General features: G+C 30.1%; 18 protein-coding genes and 1 riboswitch. Of the genes, 10 read left to right on the top strand and 8 right to left on the bottom strand.

All coding sequences use genetic code 11. From position 1 onward, the window contains the following. Both ABF633_RS13520 and ispF read left to right on the top strand, forming a co-directional pair. A partial coding sequence (locus tag ABF633_RS13520) for a hypothetical protein (RefSeq protein WP_415524414.1) occupies positions 1 to 223 on the top strand: 223 nt, incomplete at its 5' end. A gap of 85 nt (positions 224 to 308) precedes the next feature. After that, positions 309 to 782: a 2-C-methyl-D-erythritol 2,4-cyclodiphosphate synthase gene (ispF, locus tag ABF633_RS13515; protein ID WP_415524413.1), complete on the top strand. Its 474-nt coding sequence runs from the start codon at positions 309 to 311 to the stop codon at positions 780 to 782. 133 nt (positions 783 to 915) lie between these two features. Here ispF and ABF633_RS13510 read toward each other — a convergent pair whose 3' ends face one another. Together ABF633_RS13510 and ABF633_RS13505 are read right to left on the bottom strand one after the other, a co-directional pair. Further along, the gene (locus ABF633_RS13510; protein WP_415524412.1) at positions 916 to 2,166 is read right to left on the bottom strand and encodes an EAL domain-containing protein; all 1,251 of its coding nucleotides are present in this window, start codon (positions 2,164 to 2,166) and stop codon (positions 916 to 918) included. 145 nt (positions 2,167 to 2,311) lie between these two features. Next, positions 2,312 to 4,291, bottom strand: coding sequence for a hypothetical protein (locus tag ABF633_RS13505; RefSeq protein ID WP_415524411.1), 1,980 nt, complete (start codon positions 4,289 to 4,291; stop codon positions 2,312 to 2,314). A 622-nt stretch (positions 4,292 to 4,913) separates the two neighbouring features. Further along, a riboswitch (FMN riboswitch) is annotated at positions 4,914 to 5,028 on the top strand. Positions 5,029 to 5,199: 171 nt separating this feature from the next. Here ABF633_RS13505 and ribD point away from each other — a divergent pair. The 4 genes from ribD (at position 5,200) to ribE (ABF633_RS13485) (ending at position 9,009) form a co-directional block, all read left to right on the top strand. Next, entirely contained in the window at positions 5,200 to 6,294 is a 1,095-nt protein-coding gene (ribD, locus tag ABF633_RS13500) for a bifunctional diaminohydroxyphosphoribosylaminopyrimidine deaminase/5-amino-6-(5-phosphoribosylamino)uracil reductase RibD (RefSeq protein ID WP_415524410.1), read from the top strand. A 30-nt stretch (positions 6,295 to 6,324) separates the two neighbouring features. Then, the gene (gene ribE / locus ABF633_RS13495) at positions 6,325 to 6,975 is read left to right on the top strand and encodes a riboflavin synthase (RefSeq protein ID WP_415524409.1); all 651 of its coding nucleotides are present in this window, start codon (positions 6,325 to 6,327) and stop codon (positions 6,973 to 6,975) included. Positions 6,976 to 7,071: 96 nt separating this feature from the next. Further along, positions 7,072 to 8,274 (top strand): bifunctional 3,4-dihydroxy-2-butanone-4-phosphate synthase/GTP cyclohydrolase II, encoded by a 1,203-nt coding sequence (locus tag ABF633_RS13490; RefSeq protein WP_415524408.1) that lies wholly within the window; start codon positions 7,072 to 7,074, stop codon positions 8,272 to 8,274. 273 nt (positions 8,275 to 8,547) lie between these two features. Next, positions 8,548 to 9,009 (top strand): 6,7-dimethyl-8-ribityllumazine synthase, encoded by a 462-nt coding sequence (ribE, locus tag ABF633_RS13485; protein WP_415524407.1) that lies wholly within the window; start codon positions 8,548 to 8,550, stop codon positions 9,007 to 9,009. A gap of 103 nt (positions 9,010 to 9,112) precedes the next feature. Here the strand turns inward: ribE (ABF633_RS13485) and argF are convergent, their stop codons facing one another. Further along, positions 9,113 to 10,108, bottom strand: coding sequence for an ornithine carbamoyltransferase (gene argF / locus ABF633_RS13480; RefSeq protein ID WP_415524406.1), 996 nt, complete (start codon positions 10,106 to 10,108; stop codon positions 9,113 to 9,115). Positions 10,109 to 10,639: 531 nt separating this feature from the next. On the opposite strand from argF, the gene ABF633_RS13475 reads away from it, so the two are divergent. Then, positions 10,640 to 11,260, top strand: a complete 621-nt coding sequence (locus tag ABF633_RS13475) for a GNAT family N-acetyltransferase (protein WP_415524405.1) — start codon at positions 10,640 to 10,642, stop codon at positions 11,258 to 11,260. An 82-nt stretch (positions 11,261 to 11,342) separates the two neighbouring features. On the opposite strand, the gene thiE is transcribed toward ABF633_RS13475, so the two are convergent. The 5 genes from thiE to ABF633_RS13450 form a co-directional block, all read right to left on the bottom strand. Continuing rightward, positions 11,343 to 11,960, bottom strand: coding sequence for a thiamine phosphate synthase (gene thiE / locus ABF633_RS13470; protein WP_415524404.1), 618 nt, complete (start codon positions 11,958 to 11,960; stop codon positions 11,343 to 11,345). Between the two features lie 89 nt (positions 11,961 to 12,049). After that, positions 12,050 to 12,853, bottom strand: coding sequence for a hydroxyethylthiazole kinase (gene thiM, locus ABF633_RS13465; protein WP_415524403.1), 804 nt, complete (start codon positions 12,851 to 12,853; stop codon positions 12,050 to 12,052). After that, entirely contained in the window at positions 12,846 to 13,997 is a 1,152-nt protein-coding gene (gene cytX / locus ABF633_RS13460; protein WP_415524402.1) for a putative hydroxymethylpyrimidine transporter CytX, read from the bottom strand. The genes thiM and cytX overlap by 8 nt, the downstream gene beginning before the upstream one ends. Continuing rightward, the gene (thiD, locus tag ABF633_RS13455) at positions 13,990 to 14,793 is read right to left on the bottom strand and encodes a bifunctional hydroxymethylpyrimidine kinase/phosphomethylpyrimidine kinase (RefSeq protein WP_415524401.1); all 804 of its coding nucleotides are present in this window, start codon (positions 14,791 to 14,793) and stop codon (positions 13,990 to 13,992) included. Before thiD ends, cytX begins: the two co-directional genes overlap by 8 nt. Before the next feature lie 23 nt (positions 14,794 to 14,816). Then, entirely contained in the window at positions 14,817 to 15,416 is a 600-nt protein-coding gene (locus ABF633_RS13450) for a DUF1836 domain-containing protein (protein ID WP_415524400.1), read from the bottom strand. Between the two features lie 702 nt (positions 15,417 to 16,118). Between ABF633_RS13450 and ABF633_RS13445 the strand changes: the two genes are divergently transcribed. The 3 genes from ABF633_RS13445 (at position 16,119) to ABF633_RS13435 (ending at position 17,902) form a co-directional block, all read left to right on the top strand. Continuing rightward, positions 16,119 to 16,445 carry a hypothetical protein gene (locus ABF633_RS13445; protein WP_415524399.1) on the top strand — a complete coding sequence of 109 codons (327 nt, stop codon included), beginning with the start codon at positions 16,119 to 16,121 and terminating at the stop codon, positions 16,443 to 16,445. Positions 16,446 to 16,544: 99 nt separating this feature from the next. After that, a complete protein-coding gene (locus tag ABF633_RS13440; protein WP_415524398.1) occupies positions 16,545 to 17,216 on the top strand; it encodes a PspA/IM30 family protein in 672 nt (223 codons plus the stop codon). A 17-nt stretch (positions 17,217 to 17,233) separates the two neighbouring features. Continuing rightward, positions 17,234 to 17,902, top strand: coding sequence for a DUF1292 domain-containing protein (locus tag ABF633_RS13435; RefSeq protein ID WP_415524397.1), 669 nt, complete (start codon positions 17,234 to 17,236; stop codon positions 17,900 to 17,902). Positions 17,903 to 18,130: the final 228 nt, after the last annotated feature.

The raw sequence follows: 18,130 nt of genomic DNA, 5'->3' as shown, positions 1-18,130 counted from the left end.
TTATAGAATAGTTAATATGATAATGAAGGGCGGGTGGTTTATAATGAAAAATAATATTGTTTATGTAGATTTTAATGAGAGGAAAATTTTATTGAACCATAATACTTCATTTTTTAATAAAATAAAAAAATTTATAAAAAAATTATTTATATCTAACAGATTTAAAAACAAAAAAAATATTTCCACTTGTAAACGTATACCTAAAAAGAGATACTTTTCTTAATAAAAATTTTCATTAAAATAGTAATTAACCGGTTAATTTAATCCCGGTTAATTCTTTATATTATAAAAATTTTTGGAGGTACTATATGCGAATAGGACTTGGATATGATGTACATAAATTGGTATTAGATAGAAAGCTTATACTTGGTGGAATTGAAATAAATTATATTAAGGGCTTATTAGGGCATTCAGATGCCGATGTATTGCTCCATGCCATAATGGATAGTATATTAGGAGCTGCTGCCCTTGGAGATATAGGTACTCATTTTCCTGATACTAATGATAAATATAAAGGTATAAGTAGTCTTTCCTTGCTAAAAGAAGTTGGAAAGCTTATGCAGTCTTCAGGATATAAAATAGGCAATATAGATACTACAATAATAGCTCAGAAACCTAAAATGAGTCCATATATACCTGAAATGAGAAAAAATATAGCTGACACTCTTAATATATCTTTGGATAAAATAAATATAAAGGCAACTACTGAAGAGGGGCTTGGATTTACAGGGAGTGGCGAAGGTATCTCTTCTCAAAGCATATGCCTTCTGGAGGAAATATAATTCAAATAGAGTAATAACTTTCTATTATAAAAAAGTCATAGAAATTTTAAAATTCCTATGACTTTTTTAGTTTACCTTTTATTATTTTTGTAATATATTAGCTGATTAACTTCTAAATTTTTTATGTTAAGTATTAAATATTTATATAATCTGGATTAAAATCTACACAAAGTATATAATCCTCACCTGAAGTATTTTTAAAATAAGCTGAGATCGTTATACAAAGATTACCTGTAGCCAATGAAACATATGGTTCTGTTACATATTTGTTTAAATGCATACTCTTTGGAAAATAATAGTATTTCTTTAGTGCATGATTTGTTCCCTTTTTAGCTGGCTGAAATATGAGAGCCTTTTGTGATAGCATATTTTTACATCTGGTTGCAGTATCGGTAACCTGATATCCATCATTATCTAAAATATATACACATTCTAATATAGAGTAGTCTTCCACTATTTTATCTATTGTATTATCATAATTCTTTTTATCTTCCTTAACAAGTTTATCTATAATATTATTTATTATATTATCATAATCTTCATGTGCTTTTTCTTTTGCATTTATCTCTTCTATCATGTAATCCTTATAACCTATAGATAATTGTTTAGTTTTTTCTGTTATTTCTGATAAGTTAACATTTTCTATATTAATAGCTTCTCCAAATACTGATCCTTGAATCATATCGGCACCTAATTCCATAACTACCATGGCTTCTGCCTCAGTTTCTATTTCTTCAGTAACCACAAGTGCTCCGACTTTTTTAGACAAATTTATAAGTGATTTAAATATTTCCTGTTTATAATAATTATAGGATATCTCCTTAGTTATTACACTGTTAATTTTTATTATATCTGGTTCTACATAAGAAATCATATCCAGATTAGCAAAACCTGCTCCCAAATCTTTAAGTGCAATTAAAAACCCTCTGCTCCTATAGAAATTAATGAATTTTTGCATAGCTTCTATATCATCTATTTTTTCTGCAACTATTTCTAGCACAATATTTTTAGGTTCTATTTTATATTCATTTACTACATTTAATAAAATTTTAGAGCCTATATATTTATCTATTATGGATATATTTATATCAATAAACAATAGTGCTTCTTTATTATCTTTGTACACATTTACAAAACTCCCCAAAGCCTTTTCCCTATACAATCTATCTAATTCTATGGCTTCCCCTTCTTTTGATGCATAAGTCAATAAGTAATCTTTATTTATAAATTTACCATTAGCATCTAAAGAACCTGTAAATAAAGCCTCAAGTCCTATAACTGATTTTTTTATTACAGATACTACCGGTTGAAATACCAACTTAACACTTTTTTGTTCTATTATGTTATTTATATTCAAGCTTACGCCTTCTTTTTTCGTATCCAAAATTCAGCCCGCCTTTCTTTTTTTATTAATACCATAAGTATATTATATTTGTACAATTAATACTGTGCAACATTATTTGTTGTTTTTTTACTTTTAAATTGGCTAAATATCATATTTTTTATGCATTGAAATGTATCAAAATATATTAAATTTTATTATGTGATTTAGATAACTTTGCTATAATTCCTTTTAAACCAGGTGAAGATTTAATCTTTACATGTTTCAATATTGCTTTTATATCCTCGTCTTTTATTTCTAAAAACAATTTATTTCCAGCTTTATCTTTAAAGAAAGTTGTATCATATTTCTCTACATATAGCCATAAACCATTCTTTAATCTGCTTAAATGCATAGGATTTTTTATTTCTTTAAAATTGTCAGCTACCCATATTATATATTTTCTAACTTCCTCTGTTCCTCTATTATCTTTTATAAATTTAAATAAATCACAAAAATTATATAAAACTATATTGTTTGCATAAACTGCTTGATCTATAAATCCTGCCATTATTTTTCTAAAATCTTGTTGATTTAGATTTTCCTTATAATGCTCCCGAATCAATTGTGTTAAATTAATCATTACATATTTATCCAAAGAACAAATATACATTTCTATTTCTCTTATATCTGTATTCTCATCTTCCTTCAGAAGCCTTTGAATATAATATATAGCTTTATATTTATTATTCTCTTTATTTATATTTTTAATTTCTATAGACATTAAATCTTTATAAGTTATTTTAGCCATATCTATAACGTCTATCATATATGCATATATATGATTTCTTAACCTATCACTAAATTTTGTATATCTATACTTGTCTCCTCCCGTGTCATCTAAATTTCTAAAATCATCTAAAAAATTATATATTTTTATGCAAATTGGTAATTTATTATACTCCTCCCTAAGCATGTTTAATAATTTATTCTCTACATGTTCCGCAAAAAAATCCATATCAATAAGTTTGACTGATATATTTCCCCAAAATCTTATTTCTTCTAAAAACTTATCTAAATCATTGATTTCAGCAAATCTTTTAAGTATATACCATTTTAAAATTTCATCTACAAATTGTTCATGTACAAACATATTATCTATTAAATTTCTAAACATAGCAATCTTTGTATTGGCATTTAAAAATATATTTGAAATGTATACAAGTTTACCTGCTTCTTTACCATCTATTATGCTTATCAATATGTAACAATTTATTATTTTTTTTATCTCTTCTCCTTCAGTTTCATGGAAGTAAATTTCTACTAAATCATAAAAATTTAATATCACTTCAATCATATGACTTGAAGGTAAATATTTCTGTCTCTTTAACTTTTTGTATTCTAATTCTACTTTAAGTATATTTACGAAAAGCTCACAATAGCATTTGTTTTTTATTAAATCCTTTGAATTTATAACATTATTGTATATGTACTTTAAAGCTTCTATTCGTTCACTTTCAGTTAGAAGCTTTCTATTTTCATTTATAGAAAACAAAGTACAAATTCTATCATATTCATCCAATATGAATTTATCTTCAACTAAAATTTGTGCCATATGCCTAAATTTATCTAGCTTATTATTAAAATCTAAATTTTCCCAAATAAAATCTAAATACATATGAAATTCTATTTTTAAATTATAAATTTTAAATTTTTCTGATATAAAATTAAACAAGAATGTACTTTTAGAATCCACAGATCTTTCTCTAGAATTTTCATCTTGGTCAATTAAATTATTTTTAGTAATTATAATTTTTTCATCTTCTACAGTAAAACACAAAAACTTCATAACATCTGTTGGAAGCCCTATTTTAAGATATAGTAAAAAGCCTAGAATATATTTATATTTTTCCTTATTAGAAATATTTAAAAATATTAGAATTTCACTGTTTACTCCTGCCACATCACAACAGGCAGCTATAATAAATTTATATTTTTCTAAAGTTATATTTAATTTAGTAAAAAATTCTTCTTTAGAATTGGATATACTATTTATTTTAATTTCATCTAAAATTTCAAAAGAAGTTTCCCTACCCTGCGCATATCTATTGGCATTACCTTGCAAACTTTTAGGAGTACTATTAAATACCTCATCTTTAAACTCTAAATGCTTGTACTTTTCTTCCACTTGATTTCCTCCTGAATATACCATTCGTCTTGTTATTTATTCTCAGATGCTTTACTATAAGGCATATGAAAATAAATAGTAAGTCAAAGATGCGACGGATATTTTGAATCATACAAGGAAACAGGTTCCGAAGATAGTAAGCTATCTGAGGGTTCTGTTGACGTAGTAGGATTCAAAATAGACTAGCATACTGACTAGTTATTTATTTGAATGTGCCTAAATTATATTATACAGAAAAAACAGTACATCTTCATCATAAATATACTAAAAATCAAAAGAAACATACTACCTCTAATAGGCATATTGAAATAATAAAATCCAAAAATCATTGAAAGCAAAAAGTCACAGATACCAATTAGAATATATGGAATAAGTTTCCCAAGTATTATTTCTCCCAATTTTATATGGAACTTTTATTATTAATGACTGTAATTGGTAATATACAATTTGTACATTAGATATTCATGAATTTTTGTATAAATATTCATGGCAAAAATATCCTGAAACTACATTGCTTCATTAAAGTATTTTTTATATATGTTAAAATTACAAATTGCAGCAGTAATAAATTTACTATTGACATTACAATTCTAAAGTGTTATTTTTTTACTATACAAGTGAATAATATCTTCAGGGCGGGGTGAAAGTCCCCACCGGCGGTATAGCCCGCGAACCATAATGGTTGATTCGGTGAAACTCCGAAGCCGACAGTATAGTCTGGATGAAAGAAGATGAACGTATTTTTATATAAGATTATTAGATTTATTACATTTATAAATAATGATTTTATATACAATATAGCTAATTAGCAGCCCTGAAAAATTGTTTCAGGGCTTTTTTTATTGTTAGAATATGGACTCACCCTAAAATAAAAATTCTCTTGAAATTCAAAATTTGGAGGTGTTTTCTTGAATGTAGAATATATGAAACATGCACTAGAACTAGCTAAGAAAGGTACTGGCTATGTAAATCCCAATCCCTTAGTTGGTGCTGTTATTGTAAAAAACAATAAAATCATTGGTGAAGGCTATCATCACACCTACGGTGGTGATCATGCAGAAATAGATGCTTTTAAAAATTCCACAGAAGACGTTACTGGAGCCACTATGTATGTTACTCTGGAACCTTGTTCTCATTATGGAAAAACTCCACCTTGTGCTAAAGCTATTGTAGAAAAAGGTATCAAAAAAGTAATTATAGGCTTAAAGGATCCAAATCCCTTAGTATCTGGCAAGGGAATAAAAATCTTACAAGAAAATGGTATAGATGTAGTTACAGGTGTTCTTGAAGTTGAAGGAAAAAAACTCAATGAAATATTTCTTAAATATATTACCTCAAGGCTTCCCTTTTGCATAATGAAAACTGCCATGACTTTAGATGGAAAGATTGCTTCTTACACGGGAGATTCAAAATGGATTACAAATGAAGCTTCCAGAAATTTTGTACATAGAATAAGGAATAAAGTTTCTGGAATTATGGTAGGAATAGGCACAATATTAACAGATAATCCTTTTTTAACTACAAGATTGGAAAATGGGAGTGATGCTGCAAGAATAATTATTGACAGTAGTGCAAAAATACCTTTAGATGCCAATGTACTCACCCTTAAATCTAAAGCAAAAACAATTATTGCTACTACAGAACAGGCAGACGAAAAAAAGCTAAAGGCCCTAGAAGCTATAGGTGCAGATATTATAGTATCCCCATTAAAAGAAGGCAAAGTTAATCTTAGTTACCTCATGAAAGTGCTAGGAGAAAATAAAATAGACAGCATCCTTTTAGAAGGTGGCAGCACTTTAAATTATTCTGCTCTAGATGAGGGCATAATAGACAAAGTGTATACATTTATATCCCCCAAATTTATAGGTGGAGCTATATCAAAAACACCTATTGGAGGACAGGGAATTCCACTTATTAAAGATGCTATTAAGTTAAAAGACATCAGTATTCATAATTTTCAAGAAGATATTATGATTGAAGGATATCTAAGAAAAAGCCATTGATTAAAAAATTATCGAAGGAGGAAATTTCTAGTGTTCACAGGGTTAGTAGAAGAAATAGGCACAGTGGAAAGAATAATTAAGGGTGCTAAATCCGCTAAGATTACAATAAGAGCACATGATGTACTAGATAATCTGAAACTGGGCGACAGTATAAGTACTAATGGCGTATGTCTCACAGTTGTTGACTTCAATAATAACTATTTTACAGTAGATGTTATGGCTGAAACTATTAGACGAAGTAATTTAAAAAATCTATCTATTGGTTCTAGTGTCAACCTTGAAAGAGCTTTACAATTAAATAGCCGTTTAGGCGGACACATTGTAAGTGGTCATATTGATGGTATTGGAGTTATAGAAAAATATAAAACTGAAGATAATGCAGTATGGATTACTATTGATACTTCTCCTGAATTATTAAAATACATTGTAGAGAAGGGATCTATTGCCATTGATGGGGTAAGCCTTACTGTAGCCTATGTTGATGAAAAATCTTTTAAGGTTTCAATTATTCCTCACACTAAAGACGCAACCTCTTTACTTAAAAACAAAATTGGTGATGAGGTAAATCTTGAATGCGATATAGTTGGAAAATATATAGAAAAATTTTTGGGTTTAAAAGAAGATAAGTCAAACTCAAAAGGTATTGATTTAGACTTCTTAGCTTCAAATGGATTTATGTAACTAAAATAATAAAAAGAAAGGCAGGTGAAAATCCTGATTTACAGTTAATAGTAAAGAAATTTCTTAAAGATAGCTTTAAAAATCAGGATTGATTATATGTATAAATTTAATAGTATTGAAGAAGCCATAGAAGATATCAGAGAAGGTAAAATGATAGTAGTGGTAGATGACGAAGACAGAGAAAACGAAGGTGACCTAATAATTGCAGCTGAAAAAGTTACACCTGAAGCAATTAACTTCATGGCTAAATATGCTGGTGGCCTTATTTGTACCCCAATTGTAAATGAAAAGCTAAAAGAATTAAGTATAGGTTTAATGGTAGAAGAAAATACAGAATCTCACAACACTGCTTTTACAGTGTCTATAGACGGTATAAATACAACTACAGGAATTTCAGCCTACGATCGAGCTGAAACTATATTAAAACTAATTGATCCAAATTCAAAAAAAGAGGATTTCAGAAGACCTGGACATGTATTTCCTTTAGCTGCTAAACCTTGGGGAGTATTAGAAAGAACAGGCCACACTGAAGCCGCTGTAGATTTAGCTAGACTTGCTGGCCTTTATCCAGCTGGTGTAATTTGTGAAATAATGAATGAAGATGGATCTATGGCACGAACTCCTCAGCTTATGGAATATGTAAAAGAACATAATTTAAAAATTATAACCGTGGCTGATTTAGTTGAATACAGAAAACAGAATGAAATTCTTGTAAAAGCAATATCTGAGGCTAAATTGCCTACAAAATATGGTGAATTCAAAATTGTAGGCTATGAAAATGCCATAAATGGCGATTCCCATGTAGCACTAATAAAGGGTAACATATCTTCCGACGCTGAAGCGCCTCTAGTAAGAATTCATTCTCAATGTCTAACTGGTGATGTATTTGCTTCTTCAAGATGTGATTGTGGAGATCAACTTCATGAAGCCATGAAAAAAATTGAAAGTGAAGGAAGAGGTATTATTCTATACATGAATCAAGAAGGAAGAGGAATAGGGCTTTTGAATAAATTAAAAGCATATAAACTTCAAGATGAAGGCATGGACACTGTAGAAGCAAATTTAGCCTTAGGTTTTCCTGACGACCTCAGAGAATACTGGACTTGTGCACAAATGTTAAAGGATTTGGGTGTAAAAAAGATTAATCTGATGACAAACAATCCTAGAAAAATAAATTCTATTGCTAAATACGGTATAGAGGTAGCTAACAGGATTTCCATACAATCTCCCGCTAACACTAATAATGAATTTTATCTAAAAACAAAGAAGGCAAAATTAGGTCACTTATTAAATTTTTAACCTGACTAACTTGGCGTAAGTCTCCCACTTCTTCAAGCGGGAGTTCAACGCCAAGTAAGCCATGCATTTGCAGTTCTAAAATTCAGATGGGATAAAAGAATCCCCACCTGAATTAAGAACTTGCTTCAATATAAATAAATTTTATAAAAAATAAAAAAGGCAGGTGAAAAATCTGATTTAGTAATTATCTACTTGTGAATAAGAGCACTAACATCTATTTTTTAGTAATCCCAGGTCATTAAGTTTTAAGATAATTACAGAACAGATAACATTATGAAAACATACGAAGGTAAATTAATAGCTAGCAATTTAAAATTTGGCATTATTATAGGAAGATTCAATGAATTTATTGGAGGGAAGCTTTTAACTGGTGCCCTTGATGGTTTAAAAAGGCACGGTGCTGAAGATAATGATATAAGTATAGCTTGGGTTCCAGGAGCCTTTGAGATTCCCCTGGTAGCAAAAAAAATGGCAAAATCACAAAACTATGATGCAATCATATGTCTAGGTGCAGTTATAAGAGGGGCCACACCTCACTTTGATTATGTTTCTAGCGAAGTATCTAAAGGAGTAGCTCATGTATCTCTTGAAACAGAAGTTCCTGTTATCTTTGGAGTTCTCACTACAGACACTATTGAACAGGCTATTGAAAGAGCTGGCACCAAAGCTGGCAATAAAGGTTATGACGCAGCCGTTACAGCTATAGAAATGGCAAATATGCTAAAAGAATTTTAAAAAACATTAAGCTTTCAGGCAATTCATACAATTGCTGCTTGAAAGCTTAATATTATACTTTAATTATTAAATTATATATCTATATTTTACCAAAAGATTACTCTCAAGCCAGAGTTGCAACCATTACGGCTTTTATCGTGTGCATTCTATTTTCAGCCTCATCAAAAACCAGAGAACATTCACTTTCGAAAACTTCATCAGTTACTTCGAAAGGATCTATTCCAAATTTATCATGAATTGCTTTTGAATCAGTAGTATTTAAATCATGAAAAGAAGGAAGACAATGCATAAATTTAACATTATCATTATTAGTCTTTTTTAATAGTTCTTTATTTATTTGATAAGGATATAATATTTCCAATCGTTTCTTCCAAACTTCCTCATCCTCACCCATAGATACCCAGATATCACTATATAAAACATCCGCTCCTAGAACAGCCTTATATACATCTTCTGTAATTGTTATTTTCCCACCAGTTTTCTCTGCTACTTTTGTACATTCTTCTATGAGTTCAGCTTTAGGGAAAAGCGTCTTTGGAGTAGCTATTCTAAAATCCATTCCCATTTTACAAGCACCTATCATTAATGCATTAGCCGTATTATTTCTCCCATCGCCACAATACACTAAAGTAACTTTATTTAGTGGCTTGTCAAAATGTTCTCTTATAGTCAAAAGATCCGCTAAAACCTGAGTAGGATGATCATCATCCGTAAGTCCATTCCAAACCGGTACTTTAGCATACTTCGCCAATATTTCAACCTTTTCTTGTTCAAATCCTCTATATTCAATTCCATCAAACATTCTGCCTAAAACTCTTGCAGTATCCTTAATAGATTCCTTATTTCCTATTGGAGTACCTGTTGGTCCTAAATAAGTAACGTTTGCTCCTTGATCATAAGCACCTACTTCAAATGAACATCTTGTTCTAGTAGAATCTTTTTCAAATATCAACGCTATATTTTTACCCTTTAATCTTTGTACTTCTGTTCCCGCTTTTTTGGTGGATTTTAATTCTTCTGCTAGATCCAATAAATAATTTATTTCCTCGGTAGAAAAATCTCTTAAAGTTAAAAAGTTTCTATTCTTTAAATTAACCAATCACATCACCCTTTTACCATTTTATATTTATTCATATTTGCGTATAATTATACTACATTTCATAAAAAATTTCAACCTGTATTTGTTCAATCACTAGATTTTTACTTGATCTTAGTAAAATCATATGTTTTTTATTGGAATTCAAATAATTTATCAACTTAATTCATCTAAAATCATTGGGAATACAAACCAACACTGATCAAACTTCATTGATTATTGACGATTAATAATGCTATAATCTAGCTATATTACAATTTAAATCTCAATGATATTCCATTTTGTGTCTTATAATTTCAAGAAATACTATTGGTGAATTTTTATCCGATAACAGCCACACGTTCCTGGATAATTCATCTAAACTTAGTGGGAATACAAACTCCCACTAAGTAAGATTCATTGATATTCTGCATAGCAAATATTAGTGTATGATACATTATTAATACTAATATTTATCATTTGTAAAACAATTTTCATCTTATATTATACAACATTTATTAACTAGTTATAATATTTTTATAGGAGGACATAAAAATGACAATTAATAAAAAAATCAGACTGGCAACAGAAGCTGATACTGCTTCAATTTTAGAAATTTACATTCCATTTATAACTGACACTGTCATTACTTTTGAATATGAAGTTCCAACTATAAAAGCTTTCAGCGAAAGAATATTTAACATTCAAAAGAAATACCCATGGCTTGTATGTGAAATTAATAATAAAATTGTAGGTTATGCTTATGCCTCTCAATTTGCTGAACGTGCTGCTTTCGATTGGTCAGTTGAGTTTTCAATTTACATAAATTCAAAATATCATGGTATGAAAATTGGTAAAGCATTATATTTTAGCTTATTTGAATTATTAAAACTACAAGGTTATTATAATGTCTATGCTAAAATTACTTATCCAAATATTAAAAGTGAAGGTCTACACAAATCACTGGGTTTTAAACCTGTAGGTATATACAGGAATATTGCTTTTAAATTTGACAGCTGGCGGGATTTAATATGCTATGAATTAAAACTCATGGATTATCCAAAATCTCCTGAAAGACCAAAGGCAATTGACAAAATAAATAACACTCCTGAATTTGAAAAAATAATACAAGGCGCAGAAAGGCTAATAAACATTGAAAATAGATTTGATAAATAAATTTATTCATCTAAACTCAGTGGGAATACAAACTCCCACTGAGTAAGATTCATTAATAAAGTCTACTACTATTTTAAAAATCTTACAGTGTTACTTTCAATTCTTTAGCTGCCTGCTCTATATTTTCCTTGCCAAGTATTGCGGAAATTACTGCTGCACCGTTGGTGCCTGTCTTTATAACTTCAAATAAATTTTCCTTATTAACTCCACCTATAGCTACTGATGGTATATTTATACCCTCAACAATTTCCTTTAATCCTGAAGTGCCTATAGGCGTATCTATATCCTTTTTACTTCCTGTAAAGAAAATTGCTCCTATCCCCACATAATCCGCTCCATCTTTTTCTGCATCTTTAGCTTCATGCACATTTCCCACAGATATTCCTATTATCTTATTCTTACCAAGTATTTTTCTTGCTAGCTTAATAGGCATATCATCCTGACCAAGATGAACTCCATCAGCATCTATGGCCTGTGCGATATCAATTCTATCATTAATTATAAGTGGAACATTATATTTATCTGTAATTTCCTTTACTTCCAGCGCCACTTTATAAAATTCTCTAGTAGTTACGTCCTTCTCTCTCACCTGTACTATAGTTACTCCGCCCTTTATGGAGTCCTCAACAGCATTTTTAAGAGTTCTATCTTTTAAAAATCTCCTATCAGTAACTAAATATAAACTATAATCTATATCCATATGAAAATCCCCTCTAATCTTTTTAAATTATGTGACTCTTAGTCACTAAGTACTGGCTACTATCCTAAGAATAAAGTAAAAAATAAGTTTTATTCCCCTAAAAAAGTAATTTTAGAAGATTGAATTATCTCCTCTTCATTTATTTCATATATTGAATCTAAAAGTTTAACTCTAAAGCTTCCAGGGGATTTTGCAGCTTCATAAGCTTTTTCACCAGCAATTCCCATAGAAACTATAGCTGCACAGGTTGCCATAAATGCATCCTCCTCAGCTCCTACAGTCCCAGCACAAAGAGCTCCAAGCATACATCCTGCCCCTGTTACTTTAGTTAACATTTCCACTCCATTTTCAATTACTGCTATTCTTTTTCCATCAGATACAATATCCTTTTCACCTGTAGCCGCTACCACACAATTATATTTATTAGCTAATGTTATACAAGCTTCTATTAAGCCTTCTTGGTCACCTATTGAGTCTACTCCTCTGACCTCTGCTTGTAAGCCAGCTAAAAATTTTATTTCCCCAGAATTGCCCTTTATAACATCAACTCTTCCCAGCCGAGTAATTTTATCTATTATATCTACTTTTCTTTTGATTACAGGACATGCAACCGGATCTAATACTACAGGTATATTATGTACCTTTGCAGATATTGCCGCCATAATAGTTGATGCCTCTTGTTCCTTTGTAAGAGTACCTAAATTTAAATACAAGGCACTAACTATTTTGGCAAAATCAAAACTCTCATCATAAGCTTCACACATGGCTGGTGAAGCACCAAAAGCCAGTAAAATATTGGCACAATCATTGATTGTTACATAGTTGGTAATAGCTTGTACCAAAGGCACTTTCCTTCTTAATTTTGTTATAACCTTAGAAATATCCTCAATCATTCTCAAGCCCTCCTAAAAATTTCACATTCTTCAATATTAGATATATAATTGCAACTGCAATGAATGTAAATACTGTAGGTATACCTAAACTATTATTATTAAAATAATTGTATAATAATATTCCGGCTATAGCTGCTATACCTCCAACAATATTGATATTACCATTATACTTCTTCCTTAATATATAATTTATGAAAACTACTGTGTATACAGGTACAAATATACTACCTATGAGAAGCAAAAAATTTTGGTAGTTTTCCATAGGAAAAATAAATGCCAGTGCTGTAGATACTACACAATAAATTATTATTGCCAAATTATTTCTTTTAAAACTGTATATTTGCTTAGTGGATATTACTGCAGAATATATATCTACAAAGGTAGTAGTTACAGTGGCCAAAAGTACTATTAGTGCTGCAATTATTCCTGTACTTGATAAAAACTCCACTATGTCCTTTCCTGTGTATAAGGCTATTGCAAGTCCTAAGGAATACATCAAAACACTACCTATAAAGTATCCCCAAAAGCTTGATAGAAAAACTCCCTTACCACTGGTACCATCCTTTGAATAATCTCCTATAAGAGGCAGCCAGGACACTGGCATTGCTATGGTTATCTCAATGGCAGTAGTAAAACTTATGTTTTGTGAAATTTGAAGAGCCTTTGAACTGTCCATTCTAAAAAATAATAATACGCATAATATTATAAGTATAATAACTGATATATCATTTACTTTTTTAGTATAATTGCTAAAACAATAAGACCATAAAAATACTGCTGCAGCCACCACTAAAATGCATAAATTTAATGATAACTTTGTTTGCCCGCTTATTGCTCTTCCTCCCTGTATTATCATTATGGCTGACCACCCTATAAGCTGAAGAACATTTAAAAGCGCTACTATTTTACCTCCCAAACCTCCAAAAGAGTCTCTAACCTTTTCCATAGCATTTCTATTTCCCCTGAAGGATATGTAGCCTCCAAAAGCCAAAAACAATGTTCCTATTACGTGTCCAATAAGTATTGCCAATAATCCTTTTTTTATGCCTAAAGGTGCTATCATGCTTCCTGTATATATTTCAGCTATGGATATGGCCGCACCAGCCCATAAAAAGAACATAGATGAATTTTTTATTTTATTCAAAGTCTACACCGCCTCGTTTGTATAAATCAATAAAGTGCCCTACCGGTCCTACCCCTTTTCCTATTGAAAAAGAATTTTTTATTGCTTCATTTATATACTGTTTAGATAGATCTACTGATTTTTCTATACTATATCCCTTTGCAATATGCGATGCTATTGCTGAAGATAGTGTACAGCCTGTGCCATGAGTATTCTTTGTATTTATTCTATCACCTTTCAAAGTGAAAAAATTCTCTCCACTATATAAAATATCATCAGCATCATTGCATCTATGTCCACCCTTAACTAATACATGCTTAGCTCCCGTTTTAGCAATTATTTTTGCTGCTTCTTTCATATCCTCTTCATTGTTTATTTTTAGCCCTGATAAAACTTCTGCTTCCGGTATATTAGGAGTTACTACATCTGCAATAGAAATAAGACTCTTTAGTTCTTCTACTGATTCTTCCCTTAAAAGAAAATATCCACTTTTAGAGACCATTACAGGATCTACAACTATATTTTTAGCCTTATATTTAATTAACATATCTTTTATAGTCTTTATAATTTCATTGTTTGAAACCATACCTATTTTTACAGCATCTACTTCTATATCTTCAAAAATACATTTAATTTGAGCTTCTATCATCTTTTTATCCACTTCTAAAACATCAAAAACTCCCATGGTATTTTGAGCTGTAACAGCTGTTATAATACTCATAGCATATACACCAAGAGCGCTCATTGTCTTTATATCCGCCTGTATACCTGCCCCGCCGCAGCTATCTGAACCTGCTATTGTCAAAACTTTTTTCAATCTTAATACACCTCTCTATAATCCTATTCTCTTCCGTTAAAGTATTCATCAATGACATTTTTAGCTATATTCTTAATAACACTGGCTTCTGCTATAAGATTCATAACTACAATAAATACCATTATTCTTTCTTCTTCTTCACCTTCTAGTTTAGCCTCTTTTATCATATTTTTAAACTCTTTTTCATTAAAATAATCTTTAGATAAAAAATTATTATAATTTTCCTGTTGTATATTTGAAAAAGTTTTATATGCCATTTCCCAAGATATTATATCATCTTCTCGATCATCAATTTCATTAAAGGCTAATCTAAATACCTTTTTAATTTCTTCTGTAGTTAGAATGGGTCTCATATAGCTAAGGAGTAAAAGCTGGGCTAAATGATTTTTAGTATATCCTCTTTTTCTTCCGTCCTCTGGCTTGGATATAACCTCATTCTTTATATAATTCTGAACTATATTATTAGTGTATTTTTCTCCTTTAAATTTATCATTGAGATAATCTGTTACTTGAGATAAAAATAGATCATATCTAGGCAAATCTTCATAGGGTATAACACTATTTTGAGATATCTCCTTTGCCATTTTTCTTATGTCATCTATAGTAAAATTTTTATATTCCAATAAAATCGCACCTCCTATTAATATTTTATCCAACAACTATACAATCTAATACTCTCACCTTTAGGTTCATTACATAAGCAGCTTCAGCAAATTGTTTATCCGATGACTACCATCCGTAATACTCCCAACGCACTGTGTGAAAGCGATTCACAGAAAATCAGAGATTTTTGTTCTCTGCTTTTCTATCAAAGTGGGAGATAACGGCTGCTACGTCCCTGGATAACGATTTCTAGGGTTCAGTAATTCAGTTTTCTCTATGAATTGGCCTTAAAAGGTCATTACAATACATTAATCATTATTAATTTATCTTCATTATAAGTTATACAAAAACTTATTACAAGTTATATACTATGTTCAAAATAGTCATTTTATAAAGCTATATTAAGATAAATAAAGCTTTAATGAGATTTACATTAAATAATTAAGTGTAATAGGTATAATTAACTTTAAATATGATTATTTTTAAGTTGTAATATGGTATTAAATAACTTATAATAAACTCATGTTCTTATTACTTATCTACATAAATTAGTATATAATATAATTAAGTGAAAGTAATCTTTATTGTAAAGGGGGTGCTTTCAATAAAGCAGAAAAAGCGTCTAATTTTATGTTTATTTCTTACACTAGTATTTACCTTTTATAATTTAATATCTCCTGAACTCTTAGACCTTAATTCTAAGAACAAATATAATGTAGTCTATGGAGCACCTAACGGCAGTTATAAATCCGGAAGCTTCAAGGGAAGTTCATCTTCAGGAAGTTCTAAAAGCAGTTCTTCTTCTAAAAGCTTTAAGTCCGGCAGCTTTAGCAGTGGTTCCTCCAGCAGCTCCAGTTCTAGTAAAGGAACTTCTGGAAGTAAAAGCAGTAATTCTTCAGGGGGCAGCACCAGCAGCAATGGTTGGTTTGGACAAAATAACAATAATTCGAACCAGAGTTCAACAAAACGTTCTTTTTTACCAATACCCATACCAATACCTATACCCTTTGGTGGATCACATTACGGCAGCTATGGCGGTGGATCAATAATTTCATTTATTTTTCAACTTATATTTTTTATCATAATAATCATAATTATTTACAAAATATTTAAAAAATTTAGAAGATAATTTTTAGGAGGAATTTAAAATGGGAGTAATAAACAGAATATCGAATATTTTTAAGGCAAAGGTTAATAACGCATTAGACGAGGTTGAAAATCCAATTGAATTATTGGATCAAAAATTAAGAGACATGGACAAAAGTCTAAATGATGCAAAGCTTTCTTCAGCACAAATACTTGGTAATGTTCATGAAATTGAAAAGAAACTTCAAAAGGCTAAAGTTGAATCAAAAGATTTTGATGAAAAAGTAAAACTGGCAGTAAAAGCAGGTAATGATGATTTAGCTAAGAGAGCTCTTGAAAGAAAACTTGAGGCTGACAAAAGAATTCAAAGCCTAGAAGCAAGCTATGCTGATGCTTCTGCAAAAGCTACCGCCATAAAAACAAAATTAAGAGATTTAGAAGATGAAATACAAAAAACTAGAAACTACAGAGATGAAGCTGCTGCAAGATACAACAATGCAGAAGCCACTAAAAAAGTCAATGAAGTTCTTGCAAACGTAGATGCTGGCTCAAACAAAATCAATATTGATGATATAGAAAGAAAAATTGAGAGAAAAGAGGCTCTTGCTGAAGGTCTTGGCGATTTACAAGTTGATAATTCTTTAGATAAAGAATTTGAAAAATTAAATGAGCTTAATCTTGATGATGAACTTGCAAAATATAAATCTTCTATAGACTCTACAAATTCAAAATAAAAAGTAGGGAGGTCATTATGGGTAAGACAGAAGAATTTATATCACAAGAAAAGGAATACTATGGCAAAATCTATTCTGACATAGCTTTTGCCATAGATGAAATAAGAGATTTTCTAGATGAGGAGACTCTTAAAAGTAGAAAGTATTTTTCAAGACAACCTGTTTTGGACAAATATATAGAACTTTTAGATTCTGCAAATCAAGAAAGTAAAAAGAGAGGCTTTATAAAGGGCTTCATGGATGGTGACAAATATATCAACCTGCTTGAATCCTTTAAGACAGATCACGATGAGGAGCTTGATCAACTGGCAAAGTGCTGGAAATGTGAATGTTTAAGCTGTACAGCTGTCTGTAAATTTGACAGCTGTACTGGTTGCAAAATTGGCAGACGTGTAGGCTACTGCGATCACAAGAGAACAAATGTTGCCTTATTTGACAATTCACAAAATGCTGTAGTAAATCTTGTAAACAATAATACTGGACAGCAAGACAGATATAATGTACTAGCTGTAGTGCAAGATGCTTTAGAGGATAAAAGATATATATTAATAGAAAATATACATGATAAAGAACGTTTTATCCTCTACTATTATCCTAAACTTCCAGAGGACACCTATGGTGAGATAACTGACGAAGAAGACTTTAATTTTGCAGCATCTGCCTATGAAAATATAGAGAGAAGCTAAGCAAAAAACGCAGCAAATAGTGAAATGCCTGTATCAAGCTTTAAAATTAATAAACAATTTTTAAAAATATATCATACCTGAATCTAAAATAATTAAAAGACTATAAAATTCATATTATATGAATTTTATAGTCTTTTTTCAAATTATGGGAGTTTAATTATAACTCTTTCATATAAGACATATTCAAATAAATAACTTTTAACACATCTCTAAAAGTTAATGAAATTT

It is taken from the genome of Clostridium sp., from assembly GCF_047718555.1.
Taxonomy (GTDB): domain Bacteria; phylum Bacillota; class Clostridia; order Clostridiales; family Clostridiaceae; genus Clostridium_I.
This window is presented reverse-complemented; position numbering and strand designations above follow the sequence as displayed.

What these genes read in the sequence shown, in the direction of transcription:
- ispF (WP_415524413.1), top strand. Translation starts at nt 309, where the DNA reads ATGCGAATAGGACTTGGATATGATGTACATAAATTGGTATTAGATAGA.
- ABF633_RS13490 (WP_415524408.1), top strand. Translation starts at nt 7,072, where the DNA reads ATGTATAAATTTAATAGTATTGAAGAAGCCATAGAAGATATCAGAGAA.
- ribE (WP_415524407.1), top strand. Translation starts at nt 8,548, where the DNA reads ATGAAAACATACGAAGGTAAATTAATAGCTAGCAATTTAAAATTTGGC.
- ABF633_RS13475 (WP_415524405.1), top strand. Translation starts at nt 10,640, where the DNA reads ATGACAATTAATAAAAAAATCAGACTGGCAACAGAAGCTGATACTGCT.
- thiE (WP_415524404.1), bottom strand. Translation starts at nt 11,960, where the DNA reads ATGGATATAGATTATAGTTTATATTTAGTTACTGATAGGAGATTTTTA.
- thiM (WP_415524403.1), bottom strand. Translation starts at nt 12,853, where the DNA reads ATGATTGAGGATATTTCTAAGGTTATAACAAAATTAAGAAGGAAAGTG.
- ABF633_RS13445 (WP_415524399.1), top strand. Translation starts at nt 16,119, where the DNA reads ATGGAGCACCTAACGGCAGTTATAAATCCGGAAGCTTCAAGGGAAGTT.
- ABF633_RS13440 (WP_415524398.1), top strand. Translation starts at nt 16,545, where the DNA reads ATGGGAGTAATAAACAGAATATCGAATATTTTTAAGGCAAAGGTTAAT.
- ABF633_RS13435 (WP_415524397.1), top strand. Translation starts at nt 17,234, where the DNA reads ATGGGTAAGACAGAAGAATTTATATCACAAGAAAAGGAATACTATGGC.